Annotated in this window: 22 protein-coding genes; 15 read left to right on the forward strand and 7 right to left on the reverse strand. The window is 66.6% G+C overall.

Annotation, left to right across the window (positions count from 1 at the left end):
* Positions 1 to 131: 131 nt before the first annotated feature.
* Positions 132 to 476, forward strand: coding sequence for a hypothetical protein (locus tag AC25MA_RS16035; protein WP_028690271.1), 345 nt, complete (start codon positions 132 to 134; stop codon positions 474 to 476).
* A 26-nt stretch (positions 477 to 502) separates the two neighbouring features.
* Here the strand turns inward: AC25MA_RS16035 and trxA are convergent, their stop codons facing one another.
* From trxA to AC25MA_RS16050, 3 genes are read right to left on the reverse strand one after another with little or no spacing between them, the layout of a single operon-like run.
* Complete coding sequence (gene trxA / locus AC25MA_RS16040) at positions 503 to 1,375, reverse strand: thioredoxin (RefSeq protein ID WP_028690272.1); 873 nt, start codon at positions 1,373 to 1,375, stop codon at positions 503 to 505.
* Positions 1,376 to 1,406: 31 nt separating this feature from the next.
* On the reverse strand, positions 1,407 to 2,066 hold the full coding sequence (locus tag AC25MA_RS16045; protein WP_028690273.1) for a class I SAM-dependent methyltransferase: 660 nt from the start codon (positions 2,064 to 2,066) through the stop codon (positions 1,407 to 1,409).
* Positions 2,067 to 2,519, reverse strand: a complete 453-nt coding sequence (locus AC25MA_RS16050) for a YbaY family lipoprotein (protein WP_028690274.1) — start codon at positions 2,517 to 2,519, stop codon at positions 2,067 to 2,069.
* Between the two features lie 105 nt (positions 2,520 to 2,624).
* On the opposite strand from AC25MA_RS16050, the gene nrdR reads away from it, so the two are divergent.
* The 12 genes from nrdR (at position 2,625) to AC25MA_RS16110 (ending at position 11,320) form a co-directional block, all read left to right on the forward strand.
* Entirely contained in the window at positions 2,625 to 3,089 is a 465-nt protein-coding gene (gene nrdR / locus AC25MA_RS16055; protein WP_009685710.1) for a transcriptional regulator NrdR, read from the forward strand.
* Positions 3,090 to 3,091: 2 nt separating this feature from the next.
* Positions 3,092 to 4,219: a bifunctional diaminohydroxyphosphoribosylaminopyrimidine deaminase/5-amino-6-(5-phosphoribosylamino)uracil reductase RibD gene (gene ribD, locus AC25MA_RS16060; RefSeq protein ID WP_028690275.1), complete on the forward strand. Its 1,128-nt coding sequence runs from the start codon at positions 3,092 to 3,094 to the stop codon at positions 4,217 to 4,219.
* Positions 4,220 to 4,260: 41 nt separating this feature from the next.
* A complete protein-coding gene (locus AC25MA_RS16065; RefSeq protein ID WP_028690276.1) occupies positions 4,261 to 4,926 on the forward strand; it encodes a riboflavin synthase in 666 nt (221 codons plus the stop codon).
* 18 nt (positions 4,927 to 4,944) lie between these two features.
* On the forward strand, positions 4,945 to 6,036 hold the full coding sequence (gene ribBA / locus AC25MA_RS16070; RefSeq protein WP_028690277.1) for a bifunctional 3,4-dihydroxy-2-butanone-4-phosphate synthase/GTP cyclohydrolase II: 1,092 nt from the start codon (positions 4,945 to 4,947) through the stop codon (positions 6,034 to 6,036).
* A gap of 91 nt (positions 6,037 to 6,127) precedes the next feature.
* The gene (gene ribH, locus AC25MA_RS16075) at positions 6,128 to 6,604 is read left to right on the forward strand and encodes a 6,7-dimethyl-8-ribityllumazine synthase (protein ID WP_003255395.1); all 477 of its coding nucleotides are present in this window, start codon (positions 6,128 to 6,130) and stop codon (positions 6,602 to 6,604) included.
* Complete coding sequence (gene nusB / locus AC25MA_RS16080) at positions 6,601 to 7,101, forward strand: transcription antitermination factor NusB (RefSeq protein ID WP_028690278.1); 501 nt, start codon at positions 6,601 to 6,603, stop codon at positions 7,099 to 7,101. The genes ribH and nusB overlap by 4 nt, the downstream gene beginning before the upstream one ends.
* Positions 7,102 to 7,119: 18 nt before the next feature.
* Positions 7,120 to 8,076: a thiamine-phosphate kinase gene (thiL, locus tag AC25MA_RS16085; RefSeq protein ID WP_028690279.1), complete on the forward strand. Its 957-nt coding sequence runs from the start codon at positions 7,120 to 7,122 to the stop codon at positions 8,074 to 8,076.
* Positions 8,073 to 8,576 carry a phosphatidylglycerophosphatase A family protein gene (locus AC25MA_RS16090; RefSeq protein WP_023632630.1) on the forward strand — a complete coding sequence of 168 codons (504 nt, stop codon included), beginning with the start codon at positions 8,073 to 8,075 and terminating at the stop codon, positions 8,574 to 8,576. Before thiL ends, AC25MA_RS16090 begins: the two co-directional genes overlap by 4 nt.
* Positions 8,577 to 8,592: 16 nt before the next feature.
* Entirely contained in the window at positions 8,593 to 9,330 is a 738-nt protein-coding gene (locus tag AC25MA_RS16095; protein ID WP_028690280.1) for a substrate-binding periplasmic protein, read from the forward strand.
* 144 nt (positions 9,331 to 9,474) lie between these two features.
* On the forward strand, positions 9,475 to 10,092 hold the full coding sequence (gene ribA, locus AC25MA_RS16100) for a GTP cyclohydrolase II (protein WP_028690281.1): 618 nt from the start codon (positions 9,475 to 9,477) through the stop codon (positions 10,090 to 10,092).
* A complete protein-coding gene (locus AC25MA_RS16105) occupies positions 10,089 to 10,508 on the forward strand; it encodes a hypothetical protein (RefSeq protein WP_062361885.1) in 420 nt (139 codons plus the stop codon). The genes ribA and AC25MA_RS16105 overlap by 4 nt, the downstream gene beginning before the upstream one ends.
* Positions 10,508 to 11,320, forward strand: coding sequence for a cobalamin-binding protein (locus AC25MA_RS16110; protein ID WP_463402180.1), 813 nt, complete (start codon positions 10,508 to 10,510; stop codon positions 11,318 to 11,320). The genes AC25MA_RS16105 and AC25MA_RS16110 overlap by 1 nt, the downstream gene beginning before the upstream one ends.
* Here the strand turns inward: AC25MA_RS16110 and AC25MA_RS16115 are convergent.
* The 4 genes from AC25MA_RS16115 to AC25MA_RS16130 form a co-directional block, all read right to left on the reverse strand.
* Positions 11,298 to 13,187, reverse strand: a complete 1,890-nt coding sequence (locus AC25MA_RS16115) for a TonB-dependent receptor plug domain-containing protein (protein WP_486972208.1) — start codon at positions 13,185 to 13,187, stop codon at positions 11,298 to 11,300. The genes AC25MA_RS16110 and AC25MA_RS16115 overlap by 23 nt on opposite strands.
* 76 nt (positions 13,188 to 13,263) lie before the next feature.
* A complete protein-coding gene (gene dxs, locus AC25MA_RS16120) occupies positions 13,264 to 15,159 on the reverse strand; it encodes a 1-deoxy-D-xylulose-5-phosphate synthase (RefSeq protein ID WP_069016308.1) in 1,896 nt (631 codons plus the stop codon).
* Between the two features lie 235 nt (positions 15,160 to 15,394).
* Complete coding sequence (gene ispA / locus AC25MA_RS16125; RefSeq protein ID WP_069016307.1) at positions 15,395 to 16,282, reverse strand: (2E,6E)-farnesyl diphosphate synthase; 888 nt, start codon at positions 16,280 to 16,282, stop codon at positions 15,395 to 15,397.
* Positions 16,279 to 16,521: an exodeoxyribonuclease VII small subunit gene (locus tag AC25MA_RS16130; RefSeq protein WP_028690287.1), complete on the reverse strand. Its 243-nt coding sequence runs from the start codon at positions 16,519 to 16,521 to the stop codon at positions 16,279 to 16,281. Before AC25MA_RS16130 ends, ispA begins: the two co-directional genes overlap by 4 nt.
* A gap of 220 nt (positions 16,522 to 16,741) precedes the next feature.
* Here AC25MA_RS16130 and AC25MA_RS16135 point away from each other — a divergent pair, with 220 nt between their 5' ends.
* Together AC25MA_RS16135 and AC25MA_RS16140 are read left to right on the forward strand one after the other, a co-directional pair.
* Entirely contained in the window at positions 16,742 to 18,157 is a 1,416-nt protein-coding gene (locus AC25MA_RS16135) for an MBOAT family O-acyltransferase (RefSeq protein WP_186596816.1), read from the forward strand.
* Positions 18,144 to 19,280, forward strand: a complete 1,137-nt coding sequence (locus AC25MA_RS16140) for an SGNH/GDSL hydrolase family protein (protein WP_028690289.1) — start codon at positions 18,144 to 18,146, stop codon at positions 19,278 to 19,280. Before AC25MA_RS16135 ends, AC25MA_RS16140 begins: the two co-directional genes overlap by 14 nt.

Here is a 19,280-nt window from a genome sequence, read left to right on the forward strand (position 1 = left end):
GGCTCCACAGGCGGTTTGGGAAAGATTATGTGATGTTATAACAATTTTACTTTGCCCCGCCAGCCTGCCTGGCACAGGTTTCATGTTCGTGGGAGCATGGCGGCATCGAGACTGGAGGCAGGGTACCTATCGTGAGAATTCGTGGACAGATCGGTGAATGGCCGGTGGACCTGACCATTGAGCTGGCGCCGGAGGAGTGGGCGCAGCTGGGGCGTCGACTGGAAGTGCCGGCGTCTGTCGAGGCGGTGCCGGTCACCACCAGCCCGGCACCTCGGCAGGATGACGGACAATGGGCAGCGGCGCGTGACGTGCTGCGCCAGGCGGGGCAGATGAGCGGGCCGGCGCTGCTGGAGCGCCTGGAGGGGCTGGCCGGGAACGTGGCGGCGGGCAAGCGGCTGCTGGTGCGCTTGCGCCACAGCAGTGAGGTGAAGGTGGAAAGCGGCGTGGATGCGCCGGTTTATCGCTGGGTGGGGTGAGGGGCTGCAAAGCAGCCCCAACAGCCTCAGAACAGCGCAGCGGACAGCTTGCGGCGATACAGGCTGACCAGCGGGTGAGCGTTGCCCAGTAGTTCGAACACCTGCAGCAGCGCCTTCTGCGGCAAGCCGTTCTCGTAGGCGCGGTTGCGCTGGAACAGCTTCAGCAGCCCCTCCATCGCGGCCTCGTACTGCTGGCGCGCCAACTGCTGGATGCACAGCTGGTAGGCCGCCTCGTCGTCCTGCGGGTTCTGCGCCAGGCGGCTCTTCAGCTCGGCGGCTTCCGGCAGGCTGGCGGCCTGGCGCAGGAAGGTCAGCTGGGCCTTGGCGCCGGCCAGGGCGGCCTTGTGCTCATCGGTCTTGACCGCGTCGAGCACCACCTGGGCTTCGCCCAGCTCGCCCCGTTCGGCCAGGCAGCGGGCATAGAGGATCAGCGCCTCGGCATTGCTGTTGTCTTCACCCAGCAGCACCTGCAGCAGGGCTTCGGCTTCGCTGAATCGGCTTTCGGCGAACAGCGCCTTGGCCTGCTCCAGCGGCGCGGCGGCGGGCGGCGCGGGCATCTGCACGTGGGGTTCGAGCATGGCGCGGATGGCCGACTCGGGTTGCGCGCCGGCGAAACCGTCGACCGGCTGGCCGTCCTTGAACAGCACCACGGTCGGCAGGCTGCGAATGCCGAACTGGGCGACGACCTGCTGCTCGACGTCGCAGTTGATCTTGGCCAGCAGCAGCTCGCCCTGGTAGCCCTCGGCGATTTTCGCCAGCAGCGGCATCAGCGCCTTGCACGGCGCGCACCATTCGGCCCAGAAGTCGACCAGCACCGGCTTGTGGAAGGAGTTCTCGATGACCAGTTGCTGGAAGGTGGCATCGGTGGCATCGAAGATAAAGGGTGTTTCCTGGCTCATCGTGACTCTCGCAAATCGGTGAATACCCCCACTATAAGGGCTCGCGGCTGGCGTGGTACAGGCTGACCCGGCGGAATTCGTGCGGCTCGGCCAGATCAGGCAGGGTCAGCGCCTCGAGCACCCCGAGCGGGCGGTACAGCGGGTGGCTGAAATCGCGCACCCGCGAATCGGCCACCAGCGCCTGGCGACCTCGGCTGAGGAACTCGTCCAGCAGCGGCAGGTTGGCGCGGTCGTAGAGTACATCGGCGACCAGGATCAGGTCGAAGCGGTCGGCCTCGGCAAAGAAATCGCTGCTGTAGTTCAGCGTCACGCCGTTCAGCGCGGCGTTGGCACGGCAGGCGTCCAGGGCCAGCGGGTCGAGGTCGCAGGCCACTACCTCCCGCGCGCCAGCGCGGGCGGCGGCGATCCCGGCGATGCCGGAGCCGGCGCCGAAATCCAGCACGCGCTTGCCGCGCACCCATTGCGGATGCTCGGCCAGGTAGCGCGCCATGGCCAGGCCGCTGGCCCAGCAGAAGCTCCAGTAGGGCGGCTCCTCGAGAATGCGCCGGGTTTCCTCGCGGCTGAACTCACGGTCCATGTTCTGTTCATCGATCAACCAGAGTTTCAGGTCGCACCCAGGCAGTTCGCTGACGATCAGGCGCGCTTCGCCGATCAGGCCGCTCAGGGCCTGTCGCAGGGTTGGCGGGGCCATCTAGGGTGCCTTTTCGAAACGCAGCGGACCGGTGGCCTGGGTTTGGGCCTGGGCAATGCGAACCGGCGGCAGGTGCAGGATCAGCTGGCCGGAGCGGCTGGCACGGCCGCGCAGTTCGACCCGGGCGCCGGCGGGGAAGGCTTCGGGGTTGAAGCGCAGGCGGTAGGGCAGGGCCTGGCCGGTGCCGCTCAGGGTGCTGCTGGCCAGCAGTTGCTGGGGCCGGCCACGCTCATCGATCACCAGCAGGGCCAGCTCCACGTCAGCGCCTGCCGGGATTTCCAGCAGGGTGCCGCTCAACTCGCGCTGGTAGGCCGGCAGCGGGCCCAGGGGTTCGGTTTTCTTCGCCACTTTGGCCGGCACCGGGGCCGGGGCCTGTTCCGGCTTGGGGCGGTCGCTGCCGCAGGCGGCGAGCAGGGCGGCGCAACACAGCACGACGAGCGCTCGAGGGTGCATGAGGTAGTCCTTCACGGGCAGATTTGCATGGATGGTAAACCCTTTGGCTTGTCTTGCCAGTGCAATGCGCTACCATGGCCCTCCCTTTTTTTGTTGCCTGCCACCATGCACTGTCCGTTTTGCGGTGCCAACGACACCAAGGTCATCGACTCGCGTCTGGTCGCCGAGGGCGAACAGGTGCGTCGCCGGCGTGAATGCGTCGCCTGCGGCGAGCGCTTCACTACCTTTGAAACCGCCGAGCTGGTCCTGCCCCGGCTGATCAAGCAGGACGGCACGCGCCAGCCCTTCGACGAAGACAAGCTGCGCGCCGGCATGCAGCGCGCGCTGGAGAAGCGCCCGGTCAGCGTCGAGCGCCTGGAAGCGGCGCTGGCGCACATCAAGAGCCGCCTGCGTGCCACCGGCGAGCGCGAAGTGAAGTCGCTGGTGGTTGGTGAGATGGTGATGGCCGAGCTGCGCAAGCTCGACGAGGTGGCCTACATCCGTTTCGCCTCGGTCTACCGGCGCTTCCAGGACCTCGACGAATTCCGCGAAGAAATCGACCGCCTGGCCCGCGAGCCGGCTAAAGAGTAAGCATGTCCAGCCAAGCCATTCTCGACGCCCACTACATGGCCCGCGCCGTGGAACTGGCCCGCAAGGGCCTGTACAGCACCCACCCCAACCCCCGCGTAGGCTGCGTGATCGTGCGTGACGGCGAGGTGGTCGGCGAAGGCTGGCATGTGCGCGCCGGCGAGCCGCACGCCGAGGTCCATGCCCTGCGCCAGGCCGGCGAGCGCGCCCGCGGCGCCTGTGCCTACGTCACCCTCGAGCCCTGCAGCCACCATGGCCGCACGCCGCCGTGCGCCGATGCGCTGGTCAAGGCCGGGGTGGCGCGGGTGGTGGCGGCCATGCAGGACCCCAATCCGCAAGTGGCCGGCAACGGCTTGCAGCGCCTGCGCGAGGCCGGCATCGAAGTCGCCAGCGGCGTGCTCGAGGCCGAGGCCCGCGCGCTCAACCCGGGGTTCCTCAAGCGCATGGAGCAGGGCCTGCCGTTCGTGCGCGCCAAGCTGGCGATGAGCCTGGACGGCCGCACCGCCATGGCCAGTGGCGAAAGCCAATGGATCACCGGCCCCGCGGCGCGTGCCGCGGTGCAGCGCCTGCGCGCCCGCTCCAGCGTGGTACTGACCAGCGCCGAGAGCGTGCTGTTCGACCAGGCCCGCATGACCGTGCGCGGCGAGGAACTGGGCCTGGATGACGCGCTCACCACTCTGGCCCTGTCGCGCCCGCCGTTGCGCGTGCTGGTCGACGGGCGCCTGCGCTTGCCACTGGACGCGCCCTTCTTCCAGGCCGGCCCGGCGCTGGTGGTGACCGCCGCTGGTGAAGACCCGCGCTATGCGGCCGCCGGTCATGAACTGATCAATCTGCCCGGTAGCGAGGGTCGCGTCGACCTGCCGGCACTGCTGCGCACCCTGGCCGGGCGCGGGGTCAACGAAATCCTGCTGGAGGCCGGTGCCGGCCTGGTCGGCGCCTTCGCCCGCCAGGGCCTGGTCGACGAGTACCAGCTGTTCGTCGCCGGCACCTTCCTCGGCTCCGACGCCCGCCCGTTGCTGGACTGGCCGCTGTCGAAAATGAGCGAGGCGCCGCGGCTGAAGATCACCGAAATGCGCGCGGTCGGCGATGACTGGCGAGTCACTGCCATCCCCCTGCCGCCCCCCGGCGTATAATGCCTGGCTTGCCTCGCGCAGCCCGTATCTAGGAGAACACCATGTTCACCGGCATCATCGAATCCATCGGCACCATCCGCAGCCTCACCCCCAAGGGCGGTGACGTGCGCGTCTACGTAGAGACCGGCAAGCTCGACCTGGGCGACGTCAAGCTCGGCGACAGCATCGCGGTCAACGGCGTGTGCCTGACCGCCGTCGAACTGCCCGGCGACGGCTTCTGGGCCGACGTCAGCGTCGAGACCCTCAAGCGCACCGCCATGGTCGATCTCAAGAGCGGCAGCCGGGTCAACCTGGAAAAGGCCCTGACCCCCACCACCCGCCTGGGTGGCCACTTGGTCAGCGGCCACGTCGACGGTGTCGGCGAGATCGTCTCGCGTGCCGATAACGCCCGCGCCATCCAGTTCCGCGTGCGCGCGCCCAAGGAACTGGCCAAGTACATCGCCCACAAGGGCTCGATCACCGTCGACGGCACCAGCCTGACGGTCAACGAAGTCGATGGCGCCGAGTTCGAGCTGACCATCGTCCCGCACACCCTGTCCGAAACCATCATGGCCGACTACCGCGCAGGGCGTCGGGTGAACCTTGAGGTCGACCTGCTGGCCCGTTACCTGGAGCGTCTGCTGCTGGGCGACAAGGCCGCCGAGCCGAGCAAAGGCAGTGGCATCACCGAAAGCTTCCTGGCCGCCAACGGCTTCTTGAAATCCTGATTGAGAAGGGGGTGCCGCGTGGCGCTCAACAGCATCGAAGAACTGGTCGAAGACATCCGCCAGGGCAAAATGGTCATCCTCATGGATGACGAAGACCGCGAGAACGAAGGCGACATCATCATGGCGGCCGAGTGCTGCCTGCCCGAGCACATCAACTTCATGGCCAAGCACGCCCGTGGCCTGATCTGCATGCCGATGACCCGCGAGCGCTGCGAAACACTGAAGCTGCCGCTGATGGCGCCGCGCAACGGCTCGGGCTTCGGCACCAAGTTCACCGTGTCGATCGAGGCCGCCGAAGGCGTCACCACCGGCATCTCCGCCGCCGACCGCGCTCGCACCGTGCAGGCCGCTGCCGCCAAGGACGCCAAGGCCGAGGACATCGTCAGCCCCGGCCACATCTTCCCGCTGATGGCCCAGCCCGGCGGCACCCTGGCCCGTGCCGGCCACACCGAGGCCGCTTGCGACCTGGCGCGCATGGCCGGTTTCGAGCCGAGCGGGGTGATCTGTGAGGTGATGAACGACGACGGCACCATGTCGCGTCGCGCCGAACTGGAAGTGTTCGCTGCCGAGCATGGCCTGAAGATCGGCACCATCGCCGACCTGATCCACTACCGCATGATCCACGAGCGCACCGTGCAGCGCGTCTCCGAACAGCCGATCGAGAGCGAGCTGGGCCAGTTCAACCTGGTCACCTATCGCGACGCGGTGGAGGGCGACGTGCACATGGCCCTGACCCTGGGCAAGATCTGCGCCGAAGAGCCGACCCTGGTGAGGGTGCACAACATGGACCCGCTGCGCGACCTGCTGATGGTCAAGCAGCCGGGCCGCTGGAGCCTGCGCGCGGCCATGAGCGCCGTGGCCGAGGCCGGCAGCGGCGTGGTGCTGCTGCTGGGCCACCCGCTGGACGGCGACGTGTTGCTGGCGCATATCCGCGAGAGCGCCGGCGATACGCAGCCCAAGGCGCCGACCACTTACAGCACCGTCGGTGCCGGCTCGCAGATCCTGCGCGATCTCGGTGTGCGCAAGATGCGCCTGATGAGTTCGCCGATGAAGTTCAATGCGATATCCGGATTCGATCTGGAAGTTGTAGAATACGTGCCCTCCGAGTGACTTGAGGCGGCCTGATCGCCCCTAGACTCGAGTCAAAACCCTCCCGAGGCCGCCACAGCGCGGCCTCGCTCTTGAAGATGAGAACTCCGGAATGACCCTGAAGACCATCGAAGGTACCTTCATCGCCCCCAAAGGTCGCTATGCTTTGGTGGTTGGCCGCTTCAACAGCTTCGTCGTCGAAAGCCTGGTAAGCGGTGCAGTCGATGCCCTGGTACGCCACGGCGTCAGCGAAAGCGACATCACCATCATCCGTGCCCCGGGCGCGTTCGAAATCCCGCTGGTAGCGCAGAAAGTCGCCCAGCAGGGTGCTTATGACGCGATCATCGCCCTGGGCGCGGTGATCCGTGGCGGTACCCCGCACTTCGAATACGTGGCGGGCGAGTGCACCAAGGGCCTGGCCCAGGTGTCCATGGAGTTCGGTGTTCCGGTGGCCTTCGGCGTCCTGACCGTTGACTCCATCGAGCAGGCCATCGAGCGTTCCGGCACCAAGGCCGGCAACAAAGGTGCCGAAGCTGCCCTGTCGGCCCTGGAAATGGTCAGTCTGCTGGCGCAGTTGGAGGCCAAGTGATTAGCGACGAAAGCGATCGTTTCAACCCGCGCGATCCAAAACCTGCGGATGCCGGCAAGCCCTCGAAGAGCGCCAAGCGTCGCGAAGCCCGCAAGCTCGCCACGCAAGCGCTCTACCAGTGGCACATGGCCAAGCACTCGCTGAACGAAGTGGAAGCGCAGTTCCGGGTCGATAACGATTTCTCCGATGTCGACGGCGCCTACTTCCGCGAGATCCTGCACGGGGTCCCGGCGAAGAAGGTCGAGATCGACGAGGCGCTCAAGCCTTGCCTGGACACGCCGCTGGAAGAACTCGACCCGGTCGAGCTGGCCGTGCTGCGCCTGTCCACCTGGGAGTTCATGATGCGCGTCGATGTGCCGTACCGCGTCGTCATCAACGAAGGTGTGGAACTGGCCAAGGTCTTCGGCGCCACCGACGGCCACAAGTTCGTCAACGGCGTGCTGGACAAGCTGGCTCCGCGTCTGCGTGAAGCGGAAGTCAAGGCGAACAAGCGCTGATCGCGGCGCTGACCAGCCATGGGTGAGTTCGAGCTGATCCGTCACTACTTCGCCGCCGCGCCTTGTGCGCAGGGCGGCGAGGGCGTGGCCCTGGGGATCGGCGACGATTGTGCCCTGCTGGACCTGCCCGCCGGCGAGCAGCTGGCGATCTCCACCGACACGCTTGTGGCCGGTGTGCATTTCCCCACCGTCTGCGATCCGCTGCTGCTGGGCCAGCGTTCGCTCGCTGTGGCGGCCAGCGACCTGGCGGCCATGGGCGCCACGCCCATCGGCTTCACCCTCGCTCTGACCCTGCCCGAATTCGGCCCGGGCTGGCTGGCAGCCTTCGCCGATGGCCTCGGCCGCGTGGCCCACCGTTGCCGCATGACCTTGATCGGCGGTGACACCACCCGTGGGCCGCTGAGCATCACCGTGACCGTGTTCGGCCGGGTACCGGCGGGCCAGGCCCTGCGCCGCAGCGGCGCGCAGCCGGGCGACCTGCTGTGCGTCGGCGGTTTTTTGGGCAACGCAGCGGGGGCCTTGCCGCTGGTGCTGGGCGAGCGCGAGGCGGCTGCCGAGGTGGCCGGTCCGCTGCTGGAGCACTACTGGTCGCCCTTGCCCCAGCTGCAACTGGGCGAGCGCCTGCGCGGCCTGGCCACGGCGGCACTGGATATCTCCGACGGCCTGCTGGCCGACTGCGGGCATATCGCCAAGGCGTCCGGCGTTGCGCTGGAGGTGAACCTGGCGCTGGTCCCCGTGTCCGCACCTTTACAGGCTTTCCTGGGGCACGAGGCGGCAGTGCAGGCGGCGCTCACCGGTGGCGACGACTACGTGCTGGCCTTCACCCTGCCGGAAAGCGCACTGACCTCCCTGGCTCGCGAGGTTCACGTCATCGGCCGTGTGCTGCAAGGGCAGGGCGTGACCCTGCGTGACCCGCAGGGCCTGGACATCACCCCCGTACAGCGGGGCTATCAACATTTCAGGGAGACACCGTGACCGACCACCCCAACCAGGTGCCTGCGGAGTTCGTTCCGCCTTCGGTCTGGCGCAACCCGTGGCACTTCATCGCCTTCGGCTTCGGCTCCGGTACTTTGCCCAAGGCCCCCGGTACCTGGGGTTCGCTGGTGGCGCTGCCGTTCATCCCGCTGTGGCAGATGCTGCCCGACTGGGGCTACTGGCTGCTGCTGGGCATCAGCATGCTGTTCGGCGTGTGGCTGTGCGGCAAGGTGGCCAACGACTTGCGCGTGCACGATCACGAGGGCATTGTCTGGGACGAGATCGTCGGCATGTGGATCACCCTGTGGCTGGTGCCGGAAGGCTGGCAGTGGCTGCTGGCGGGGTTCCTGATGTTCCGCTTCTTCGACATCCTCAAGCCGTGGCCGATCCGCTGGGTCGATCGCCATGTGCATGGTGGGTTCGGGATCATGCTCGACGATATCCTGGCCGGCGTGTTCGCCTGGTTGGGCATGCAGGTTCTGGTGTGGGCGGTGGCCTGATACAGGGAGCGTTGCGATGGCCGTGAGGAGTGTGTTGCTGGCGTGGGTGCTGCTTTGCGCAGTGCCCGGTGTCATGGCCCAGGAGCAGCAGGTGCGCCTGGTCAGCGAGGAGTGGCTAGACTACACCAACGCCGATGGCAGCGGGCTGGCCTGGGACGTGCTGCGCAAGGTGTTCGAGCCGGCCGGCGTCAAGGTCAAGGTACTGAGCGCGCCGTACAGCCGCTCGGTCGGTCTGGTGAAGCGGGGCGAGGCCGATGCCTGGGTCGGCTCCTACAAGGAAGAGAACGACGACAATCTCTATCCGCGCTGGCATTTCGACATGGACCATATCTATGCCCTGGGCCTGGCGGGCAAGCCGCAGCCGACGCTGGACACCATCGGCCAGTACCGCCTGGCCTGGGTACGTGGCTATGACTACGCCAGCTACCTGCCGAACGTGCACAATTTCCGCGAGGTCCAGCGCCGCGAAGGGATCCTGCCCATGCTTGAGCATGACCGGGTGGATTTCTACGTCGATGCGCAGACCGAGGTCGAATATGTGCTCGGACAGGCGCCCGAGCCCCAGCGTTTTCGCAGCACCCACGTCGCCGAGCTGCCGCTGTACCTGGCCTTCACCCGCAGTGCCCAGGGCGAGGCCCTGCGTGACCTGTTCGACCGGCGCATGGCGCAACTGGTCCGTAGTGGCGAGCTGAAGCCGATCTTCGAGCGTTGGAAGCAGCCGTATCCGTTTACCAGCGATAGTCAGCCTCACTGAGTAGCGGGGCGTTAGAGCAGGCGTCAGCAACACCATAAGCATCGAACTTTTCGATCTTAAGCCACCCTATTCCTCCTGCGCACCTGCGCCGGGCTGCTGATACAATCGGCCGATCTGAAAAATCCTACTACCCAGGAGCACAACGTGCCCGTCGTCTTTGTTGCCGCCTCTAAACTCCCGACTCCCTTTGCGACCTTCACCATGCATGGCTTCCTCGACGAAGCCACTGGCCGCGAGCACGTGGTGCTCAGCCTGGGTGACATCGCGGACGGCGAGCCGGTGCTGGGGCGCCTGCATTCCGAGTGCCTGACCGGCGATGCGCTGTTCAGCCAGCGCTGCGACTGCGGCTCGCAACTCGAAGCCGCGTTGCAGGCCATCGCCCGCGAAGGCCGTGGCGTGCTGCTGTACCTGCGCCAGGAGGGCCGTGGCATTGGCCTGCTGAACAAGATCCGCGCCTACGAACTGCAGGACGGCGGCGCCGACACCGTCGAGGCCAACGAGCGCCTGGGCTTCGCCGCTGACCAGCGCGACTACGCCATGTGCCTGCCGATGCTCGAGCACCTGGGTGTTAAGTCGCTGCGTCTGATGACCAACAACCCGCGCAAGGTCAAGGCGCTGACCGACATGAACATCAAGGTCTCCGAGCGCGTGCCGCTGCATACCGGTCACAATCCGCACAACCGTCTGTACCTGGCCACCAAGGCCGACAAGCTCGGTCACATGATGGGCAACAAGCACCAGGGCGAGGTGCCCCAGGCGTGACCCGAGGCGAGGTGAAGCGCCGGCTGGCCCTGGCCTGGTGGCAGTACCTGGCCGTGGGCCTTATGCCATTGCCGATAATGGCCTGGGCGTTCGGCCGGGGAGAGCCGCTGATTCCGGTGCTGGCCATGCCCTTGTTCATCGCCGGAGCCGCGACCATGTTCCTCAGCCTGCCGCGCTTTGGCGCCTACAAGCGGGCGTTGATCGCCACCGACAAGCAGTTGGGCTCGCCGGACGAACCCGGTGCCTGGATCGAGCTGGCGCGGGTCAGGCGCCTGGCCATGCTGTTCGCCTGCTTCCCGGCCTGGGTCGCGGCGCTGTCGGTGCTGGTCGGGCTGGAGGCGGTGCCGCAGATCCTCCTTGCCCTGTCCACCTTGGTGGTGCTGTACCTCTACCGTATCCCGCGCCAGCTCGGCTGATGCGGGCGTTTCTCGCCTCCCTCGCATTGTTGTGCCTCGGTACCCTGGCCGAGGCCGGGCCGCGGGTGGTCAGCCTGGCGCCGTCGATGACCGAGATCGTCCTCGAACTGGAGGCCGGCGACCTATTGGTGGGCGTGCTGGACGCGGGTGAGCGTCCGCCGAGCCTTCAGGCCCTGCCCTCGGTCGGGCGCCATGGCCAGCTGGACATGGAGCGCCTGCTCAGCCTCAAGCCTGACCTGCTGCTGCTCTGGCCCGGCAGTGTCGCGCCGGCCCAGCGCGACCAGCTCAAGCGCCTGGGTATCGCCACGTTCAGCGGCGAGCCCGGCGACCTCGACCAGTTGATCGAGCAGATCGAAGCCATCGCCCGGCGCCTTGGGCGGGACGAGCGGGGCCATGCCTATGCCGCCGGCCTGCGTGAGCGACTACAAGCGCTGCGGGAACGCTACCGGCGCGACACGCCGCTGCGGGTGTTCTACCAGGTCTGGGACAATCCGCTGTACACCCTGGGCGGGCGCCAGGTGGTCAGCGATGCCTTGCGCGTCTGCGGGGCGCGCAATGTGTTCGACGACCTGACCCAACCCGCGCCACAGGTCAGCGTGGAGTCGGTGCTGCTGCGCAATCCCGAGGTGATCCTGGCGGGTGACGCGGCGCAGCTGGCCAGCTGGCGTCGCTGGCCGCAGATGAGCGCCGTGCAGGAGGAAGGCTTGCTGGTGGTACCGGACAAGGGCCTGGAGCGGCCCAGCGGGCAGATGATTGAGGCCACCGCCCGGTTGTGCGCGCTGCTGGAGGCTAAAGGGTCGGGGTCCAGGTAAGGCTCACCAGCCAGGTGCGGCCTTCTTCACGATAGCCGTACTGGCTGCCGTCGAAGCTGTACAGGGCACGGCTGTATTGCTTGTCCAGCAGGTTGTCCAGCTTCAGCTCCAACCTCACCTCGTCCGTCAGGACCATGCCGCCGCGCAGGCCGAGTAGTCCGTAGCCACCGATGCGATTGTTGTTGGATGGATCGTCGTAGCTGCCGCTGACGGCTTGCCAGCTCGCGCCCACGTTGAAGCGTTCGAACTGACGGTCCAGGTCCAGGCTCAATGTGCGCCGAGCGCGCCGTTGCAAGGTATGGCCGGTTTCACGATCTCGCGGATCGATCATGCTCAGGCCCAACTGAGAGGTCCAGCCGGCCCACTCCTGCATGAGCGACAGTTCCAGGCCGTTGATGCGTGCATTGTCGACATTGCCGGGGCGCCTGCGGGCGGGGTCGTAGTTGATCGCGTCGCGCAGGTCGGTGCGATACAGCGAGGCCTCCAGTCGGGTATGGCTGGCCAGTTGGCTGCGCCATTGCAGCTCGTAGCTTTTCGAGTGCTCGGGACGCAGGTCCGGGTTGCCGTACTGTACGTCATACAGGTCGTTGAAGGTCGGGGCACGGAACCCCTCGCTGTAGGACACCAGCACATCGTTGCGTGGATTTAAGGGGGCGGTGAGGCTGGCATTCCAGGTGGTCTGCTCGCCGTACTGCTGGTTGCGGTCATGACGCACGCCGAGCTCGCTCGAGAAGCGTTCCCCCGCGAAACGGTACTGGGCGAAAGCGGCGCGGTTCCAGCGGCTGTCCTCGCTGAAGTTCGCCGTGCCGTGGAAGCGGTCCTGATACCAGTCGCCACCCAGCATCAGCTGGTTGCGCTCGTCCAGGGCAAACTCGTTCTGCCAGGTGACCTGATCACGGTAGGTGTTGTAGATGAAGCGCTGGTCGCTGAGCTTGTCGCGTTTGTCGTCGCGGTTTTCGCTGTGGCCCAGTTCCAGCCTGGAGTGCCAGGTGTCGTTGAGCTGGGCGTCGAACCAGGAGCCAAGACTGCTGACACTGAAGTCGGTATAGGGTTGCTGTGGATAACTCAGCCAGGTGACCTCATCCAGCCGTCCATACGGATTGTCGTATTCACTGCGCCCACGGCTGTCGAGCAGATTCAAGCCCGCCTCGAAACGCTCGTTGAAGGTATGGCTAAGGCTCAGGTTGAGCGAGCGATTGCGATAGGCGTCATGGTCGCCATCGCTGGCGTGCGACGGCCCGGTCGAATCGATGCCGGCGGTCTCGTCCAGGCTGGCGCCGAGGTTGAAGCGGGTCGTGTCGTCGCCACCCGACAGCCCCAGGCTGCGTTGCCAGGTCTGATTGCTGCCAGCGGCCAGGCGCAGGCGCGGTTGCAGGCCCGGGGCGCCGCCACGACGGGTGAAGATCTGGATTACCCCACCAATGGCGTCGCTGCCGTAGACCGCCGAGCGCGAGCCGCGCAGCACTTCCACACGTTCGATCTGGTCGACGTCGAGAAACTGCAGGCCACTGTCGCCAGAGGTGGCATTGGCGATGCGCACGCCGTCGACCAGCACCAGGGTCTGGGCAGCCTTGGTGCCGCGGATGAAGATCCCAGGCAGGCTGCCGCGACCGCCGGTGGGCGCAACCTGCACGCCGGGGACACGGGCGAGCAGGTCGGTGACACCGCTCGGCTGCAGGCGGTCGATATCGGCACGGGTGAACACTGTGTTGGCGGCGCTGGTGGCGGTGCGTGACTCGACCTGGCGGCTGGCGCTGATCAGCACGTCGGGAAGCTTCAGGGCGTCATCGCGGGAGGGTTCGGCGGCCAGGGCGCTGGCGGGGAGGCAGAGCAGGAAGAAGGCGCGGATCTTCATGGGCAGTTCCATTGCGATCGCGGGACAAACCCGCTCCCACGACGACCAGACAGGCCTCGTGGGAGCGGGCTTGCCCCGCGATCGGTTTTTACAGGCCGAGCTTGGTCATGCGGGCAGTGACGGCCGCCTGTATACCAGCCACATCCAACCCACATTCAGCCAGCATCTGCGCAGGCTTGGCATGTTCGACATAGATGTCCGGCAGGCCCAGGTGCAGCAGCGGCTTGACCACGCCCTCGCGGGCCAGGAACTCGCCGACGGCAGCGCCGGCGCCACCCATGATGGCGTTCTCCTCGATGGTCACCAGCAGCTCATGGCTGGCGGCCATCTCCAGTACCAGGGCCTCGTCCAGCGGCTTGACGAAACGCATGTCGACCACGGTGGCGTCGATCTGCTCGGCCACTTGCAGGGCCTCGGCCAGTTGCACGCCGAACACCAGCAGGGCGACCTTGCCGCCCTGGCGACGGACCACGCCCTTGCCGATCTCCAGCGGCTCGAGGTCGCCGCTGATCGGTGCATTCGGGCCGGTGCCGCGTGGGTAGCGCACGGCGGCCGGGCCCTTGTAGTGGTGGCCGGTGCTGAGCATCTTGCGCAGCTCGTTCTCGTCGCTGGGGGTCATCACCAGCATGCCGGGGATGCAGCGCAGGTAGGACAGGTCGTAGGCGCCGGCGTGAGTCGGGCCGTCCTCGCCGACCAGGCCGGCGCGGTCGATGGCGAACAGCACATCGAGGTCCTGCACCGCCACATCGTGAATCAGTTGGTCGTAGGCGCGCTGCAGGAAGGTGGAGTAGATCGCCACCACCGGCTTGGCGCCTTCGCAGGCCATGCCTGCGGCAAAGGTCACCGCGTGCTGTTCGGCGATGGCGACGTCGAAGTAGCGCTCGGGGTAGCGTTCGCTGAAGTCGACCAGGTCCGAGCCTTCCTTCATCGCCGGGGTGATGCCCACCAGGCGGTTGTCGGCGGCGGCCATGTCGCACAGCCACTGGCCGAACACGGCGGAATACTTCGGCCCGCTGGCCTTCTTCGGCGCCACCGGCTTGTTGGCCGGCTCCAGCTTGGTGATCGCGTGGTAGCCGATCGGGTCGACCTCGGCCGGGGCGAAGCCCTTGCCCTTCTTGGTGACCACATGCAGGAATTGCGGACCCTTGAGGTCGCGCATGTTGCGCAGGGTGGCGATCAGGGTCGGCAGGTCGTGGCCGTCGATCGGGCCGATGTAGTTCCAGCCCAGTTCCTCGAACAGGGTGCCGGGCACCAGCATGCCCTTGGCGTACTCTTCGGTGCGGCGGGCGATCTCCCAGGCCCCGGGCAGGCGCGACAGCACTTTCTTGCTGCCTTCGCGCATGCTGGCATAGGTGCGGCTGGAGAGGATCTTGGCCAGGTAGTTGGACAGGCCGCCGACATTGCGCGAGATCGACATGTCGTTGTCGTTGAGGATGACCAGCATGTCGGCATCCACTTCCTGGGCGTGGTTCAGCGCCTCGAAGGCCATGCCGGCGGTCAGTGCGCCGTCGCCGATCACGGCGATCGACTTGCGTGGGTCGTTCTGCAGGCGGGCGGCGATGGCCATGCCCAGGGCGGCGCTGATCGAGGTGCTGGAATGACCGACGCCGAAGGTGTCGTATTCGCTCTCGCTGCGGCGCGGGAAGGCGGCGATGCCGTCCTTCTGGCGCAGGCTGAGCATGCGCTCGCGGCGACCGGTGAGGATCTTGTGCGGGTAGGCCTGGTGGCCGACGTCCCACACCAGCCGGTCATCCGGTGTGTCGAAGACGTAGTGCAGGGCGATCGTCAGCTCGATGACGCCCAGGCCCGCGCCAAAATGCCCACCGGTCTGACCGACGGTGTAGAGCAGCTCCTGGCGCAGCTCGTCGGCCAGGGTCTCCAGGTCGGCTTCGGCCAGCCGGCGCAGGCCGGCGGGCGTATCGGCGCGGTCCAGCAATGGCGTGACCGGGCGTTCGCGGGGGATCTCTTGAAACGTCGTGGGCATCAGGCGTGTCGTTATAGGTGTGAAGACGCGGCAGTTTACCCCATTGTAGGAAAAGCTGCCCATTCGGACGGGTGTATGAGGGCCACCGGTGCGGCAGATATCCTGTAGCAGCGGCCTTGTGTCGCGATAGGGCCGCACAGCGGCCCCGGCAATTTCTGCATTGATGCTGAATCTGGGGCTGCTTTGCAGCCCTTTCGCGACACAAGGCCGCTCCTACAGGGGGATGTGTCAGGCCTTAGTGGCGGCGCTCGACAATATAGCGGGCGAGCGCTCGCAACGGCTCAGCGTTGTCGCCGAAACCTGCCAACGCGGCCAGCGCCTGGTCGCGCAGCTCCAGGGCATAGGCCTTGGCCGCTTCCAGCCCGAGCAGCGCCGGGTAGGTCGGCTTGTCGCGGGCGATGTCGGCGCCCTGGCGCTTGCCCAGGGTGGCGGTGTCGCTCTCCACGTCAAGAATGTCGTCCTGCACCTGGAACGCCAGGCCGATGGCCTGTGCATAAGTCTGCAGGGCATCAAGCTGGGCCTGATCGGCGCGGGCGCTGGCCAGGGCGCCAAGGCGAACGCTGGCTTCGATCAGCGCGCCGGTCTTGTGCCGGTGCATGTACTCCAGGGCTTGCTGGTCCAGCTTGACGCCCACCGAGCCGAGGTCGATGGCCTGGCCGCCGACCATGCCGGCGGGGCCGGCGGCTTTGGCCAGGGCCTGGACCATCTGCAGGCGGATGGCGTCGGCCTGCGGGCTCAGGTGAGGGTCGAGCAGGGCACTGAAGGCCAGGCTCTGCAGCCCGTCGCCGGCGAGGATCGCACAGGCTTCATCGAACGCCTTGTGGGTGGTGGGCTGGCCGCGACGCAGGTCGTCGTCGTCCATCGCCGGCAAGTCGTCATGCACCAGCGAGTAGGCGTGGATCAGTTCCACCGCGCAGGCCGCGCCGTTGGCATGCTCGGCAGGCACACCGAAGGCTTCGCAGGCGGCATAGGCCAGCAGCGGGCGCACGCGCTTGCCGCCGTTCATCACGCTGTAGCGCATGGCGGCATAGAGGCGTTCGAGTTCCTTCGACGGTGCCTGGAACAACGGTTCGAGGGCGGCGTCGACCCGTGCCTGGGCGCTCTGCTGGTACTGGGCGATCATGCCTCGGGCTCCGCGTCGAACGGCTGGGCAGCCAGTTCGCCGTCACGCTCCAACAAGATCTGCACTTTCTGCTCGGCCTGGGCCAGGGCGCCCTGGCAATCGCGGGTCAGGGCGATGCCCTGCTCGAAGGCGGCCAGCGACTCTTCCAGCGACAGTTCGCCGTTCTCCAGGCGTTCGACCAGGGCTTGCAGGTCGGCGAGGGATTGTTCGAAATCGATGGAGGTTTTTTTGCGGGCCATGGCGACTGTCTCGGTGGCATTCAGAACGGCGCGACACTAGCAGAGCGGGGCAGGGGGAGCAAATTGCATGGGCCTATCGTTCGTCGCATTTTGTTGCACTTGTTCGGTGCGAGCCATCTTGCAATCGGCGATGCAATCGAATTGTGGGGGTGACGGCCCTCTGCCATAATCCGCGCGCTCTGGCCCGAGGGTCAGGGACCTTTCTTCCCGACGTCATGTAATGGACTACGTTGTGAGCTTCCTCTCGATCGAATTCGGCCTCTGTTTCACGCTGTTCTTCATTCTTTATTGGAGCCTGTGCTGGAGCGTGCGGTTGCAGAACCTGCTGCTGCTGACCGCCAGCTATGGCCTGGTGGCGAGCTTCAGCCTGCAGTCGTTGTACATCCTGCTGGGCTACAGCGCGCTGGTGTACCTGCTCGGCCTGCTGGCGGGGCGCTATCCCGGGCGCTGGTTCAGTCGCGTGCTGCTGCTGACCCTGGTGCTGGGCTGCTTCTACCTGTTCAAGTACCAGGAGTTCTTCGTCGGCGGCGCCCAGGGCGCCCTGGCGGCGGCCGGGTTCGAGGTGTCGCTGCCGCTGCTGGAAGTGCTGGTGCCGATCGGGCTGTCGTTCTATACCTTCCATTCGGTCAGCTACCTGGTGTCGATCAACCGCCGCGAACTGGCGCCGGCGGCGCCGCTGGACCTGGCCCTGTACCTGGCGTTCTTCCCCAGCCTGGTGGCCGGGCCGGTCAACCGTGCCCTGCACATGCTGCCGCAGATCCGTCCGCCGGCCATGCGCCAGGTGCTGGAGCCGCAGCGGGCGCTGGGGTTGATCGCGATGGCGGTGGTCAAGCTGTTCTTCCTCAGCGCCTGGCTGGGCAGCGAGTGGGTCGACCCGGTGTTCGACACCCCGGGCAGCGCCAGCCCCGAACAGGTGCTGTTGAGCGTGTACGGCTACAGCTTGCTGATCTACTTCAACTTCAGCGGCTACACCAACCTGGTCACCGGTATTGCCCTGCTGCTGGGCTTTCGCCTGCCGGACAACTTCGACGCGCCGTACGCCGCGCACAACCTCAAGGAATTCTGGGGGCGCTGGCACATCAGCCTGTCGCGCTTCATCCGCGACTACGTGTACATCCCGCTGGGCGGCAATCGCAAGGGCGCATGGCGCGGCAACCTGAACATGCTGCTGGCGATGCTGGTGTCCGGCCTGTGGCACGGGGCGAGCGTGAACTTCATCATCTGGGGCGCGCTGCATGGTGTCGGCCTGGCCATTTCCAAGCTGTTCAGCCAGTGGTTTCCGGGCTTCGCCCGGCTGCCGTGCGCCGGCCTGCTGGCGCGCCTGATGACCTTCCACTACGTGGCCTTCGCCTGGATCTTCTTCCGCAGCCCGACGCTGGACGGCGCGCTGGAGATGCTCGGCGACATCGGCCAGCTGAGCCTGGCGGGGCTGAACAGCGCCACCGGCCTGATGCTGTTGGCCTGCGTGCTGTTCGTGGCCAGTTATCCACAGTGGCTGGCGCTGTTGCGCCAGAGTGGCGCGCTGTTCCAGCGTCTGCCGTGGCAGCTGTACCCGATCCCGCTCGGGGTCGGCGTGTCGCTGGTGATTTTCGCTTCGCAGTCGGGCGTGCCGGGGTTCATCTATGCAAGCTTCTGATAGCAAACAGCTGTTCCAGGTGCAGATGGGCGCCGCCCGTGGCTTGTATGCGATCGTGGTCACCACCGCATTGCTGTTCTGGCTGAACCAGGACTCGATCAAGCTCTACTGCCAGCAGAAATACCACCAGAGCTGCGAGATACCGCTGCTAGGCCAGATGCCGGCCTGGCGCATGGGTGCGCAGTTGACGGCCATGCTGGAGGCGCAGCGCGATGACCTGCTCGAGCAGTTGCTGCCCGCGGCGCAACTGGCCGAGGGGCCGGCGGTCGAGGTTCTGCCCGCACCGCAGCCGGTGGTCACGGTCGATCTGGAAACCCCGGCGGCCGTGGCCAAGCCGTTGCCACCGGTGTCGACGCCGGCGCATGTGCAGCCGACGCCTGCGCCGCTTCATGCGCCAGCCCCCGTCGTTGTCGCCCAGCCTGCGCCGCCCGCGCCTGCACCCGCATTGCTGCAGCCGGGTACCGTGGCCTCGCTGGCCGCTGGCGACGACGTGTTCCTGGTCGGTGACTCGCTGATGCAGGGCGTGGCGCCGCACCTGGCCAACAGCCTGCGCAAGCGCTACCAGATCCGCACCGTCAACCTCAGCAAGCAAAGCACCGGCCTTGCTTACCCGGGCTTCTTCAACTGGCCGAAGACCGTGGCCGACACCCTTGATCACGAACCGAACGTGCGCCTGATGGTGGTGTTCCTCGGCCCAAACGACCCGTGGGACATGCCCCAGGGCAAGGGCAAGCCGTTCCTGCGCTTCAAGTCGCCGGAGTGGGAGGTCGCCTACCGCGCCCGTATCGATTCGATCCTTGAGCAGGCCCGCGCGCACAACGTGCAGGTGATCTGGGTCGGGCCGCCGAACATGGAGAAGGCGCGATTGTCCACGGCCATGGGCTACCTCAGCGGGCTATACCAGGAGCAGACCGCGCTGTTCGGCCAGCACTATGTCTCGGCCAACCCGATCCTCGGCTACCCCGACGCCAACTTCTCGTATACGGTGCAGACACCGCAGGGCAAGCGGGTCAAGGTGCGGGTCGACGACGGCATTCATTTCACCATCACAGGCCAGAAGATGATCGCCGAACAGGTTCTGTCGCTGATCAGTTTTCCGGGCCTGACCGTTACAGGACATTGA

This window comes from Pseudomonas sp. P65(2024), assembly GCF_057480955.1.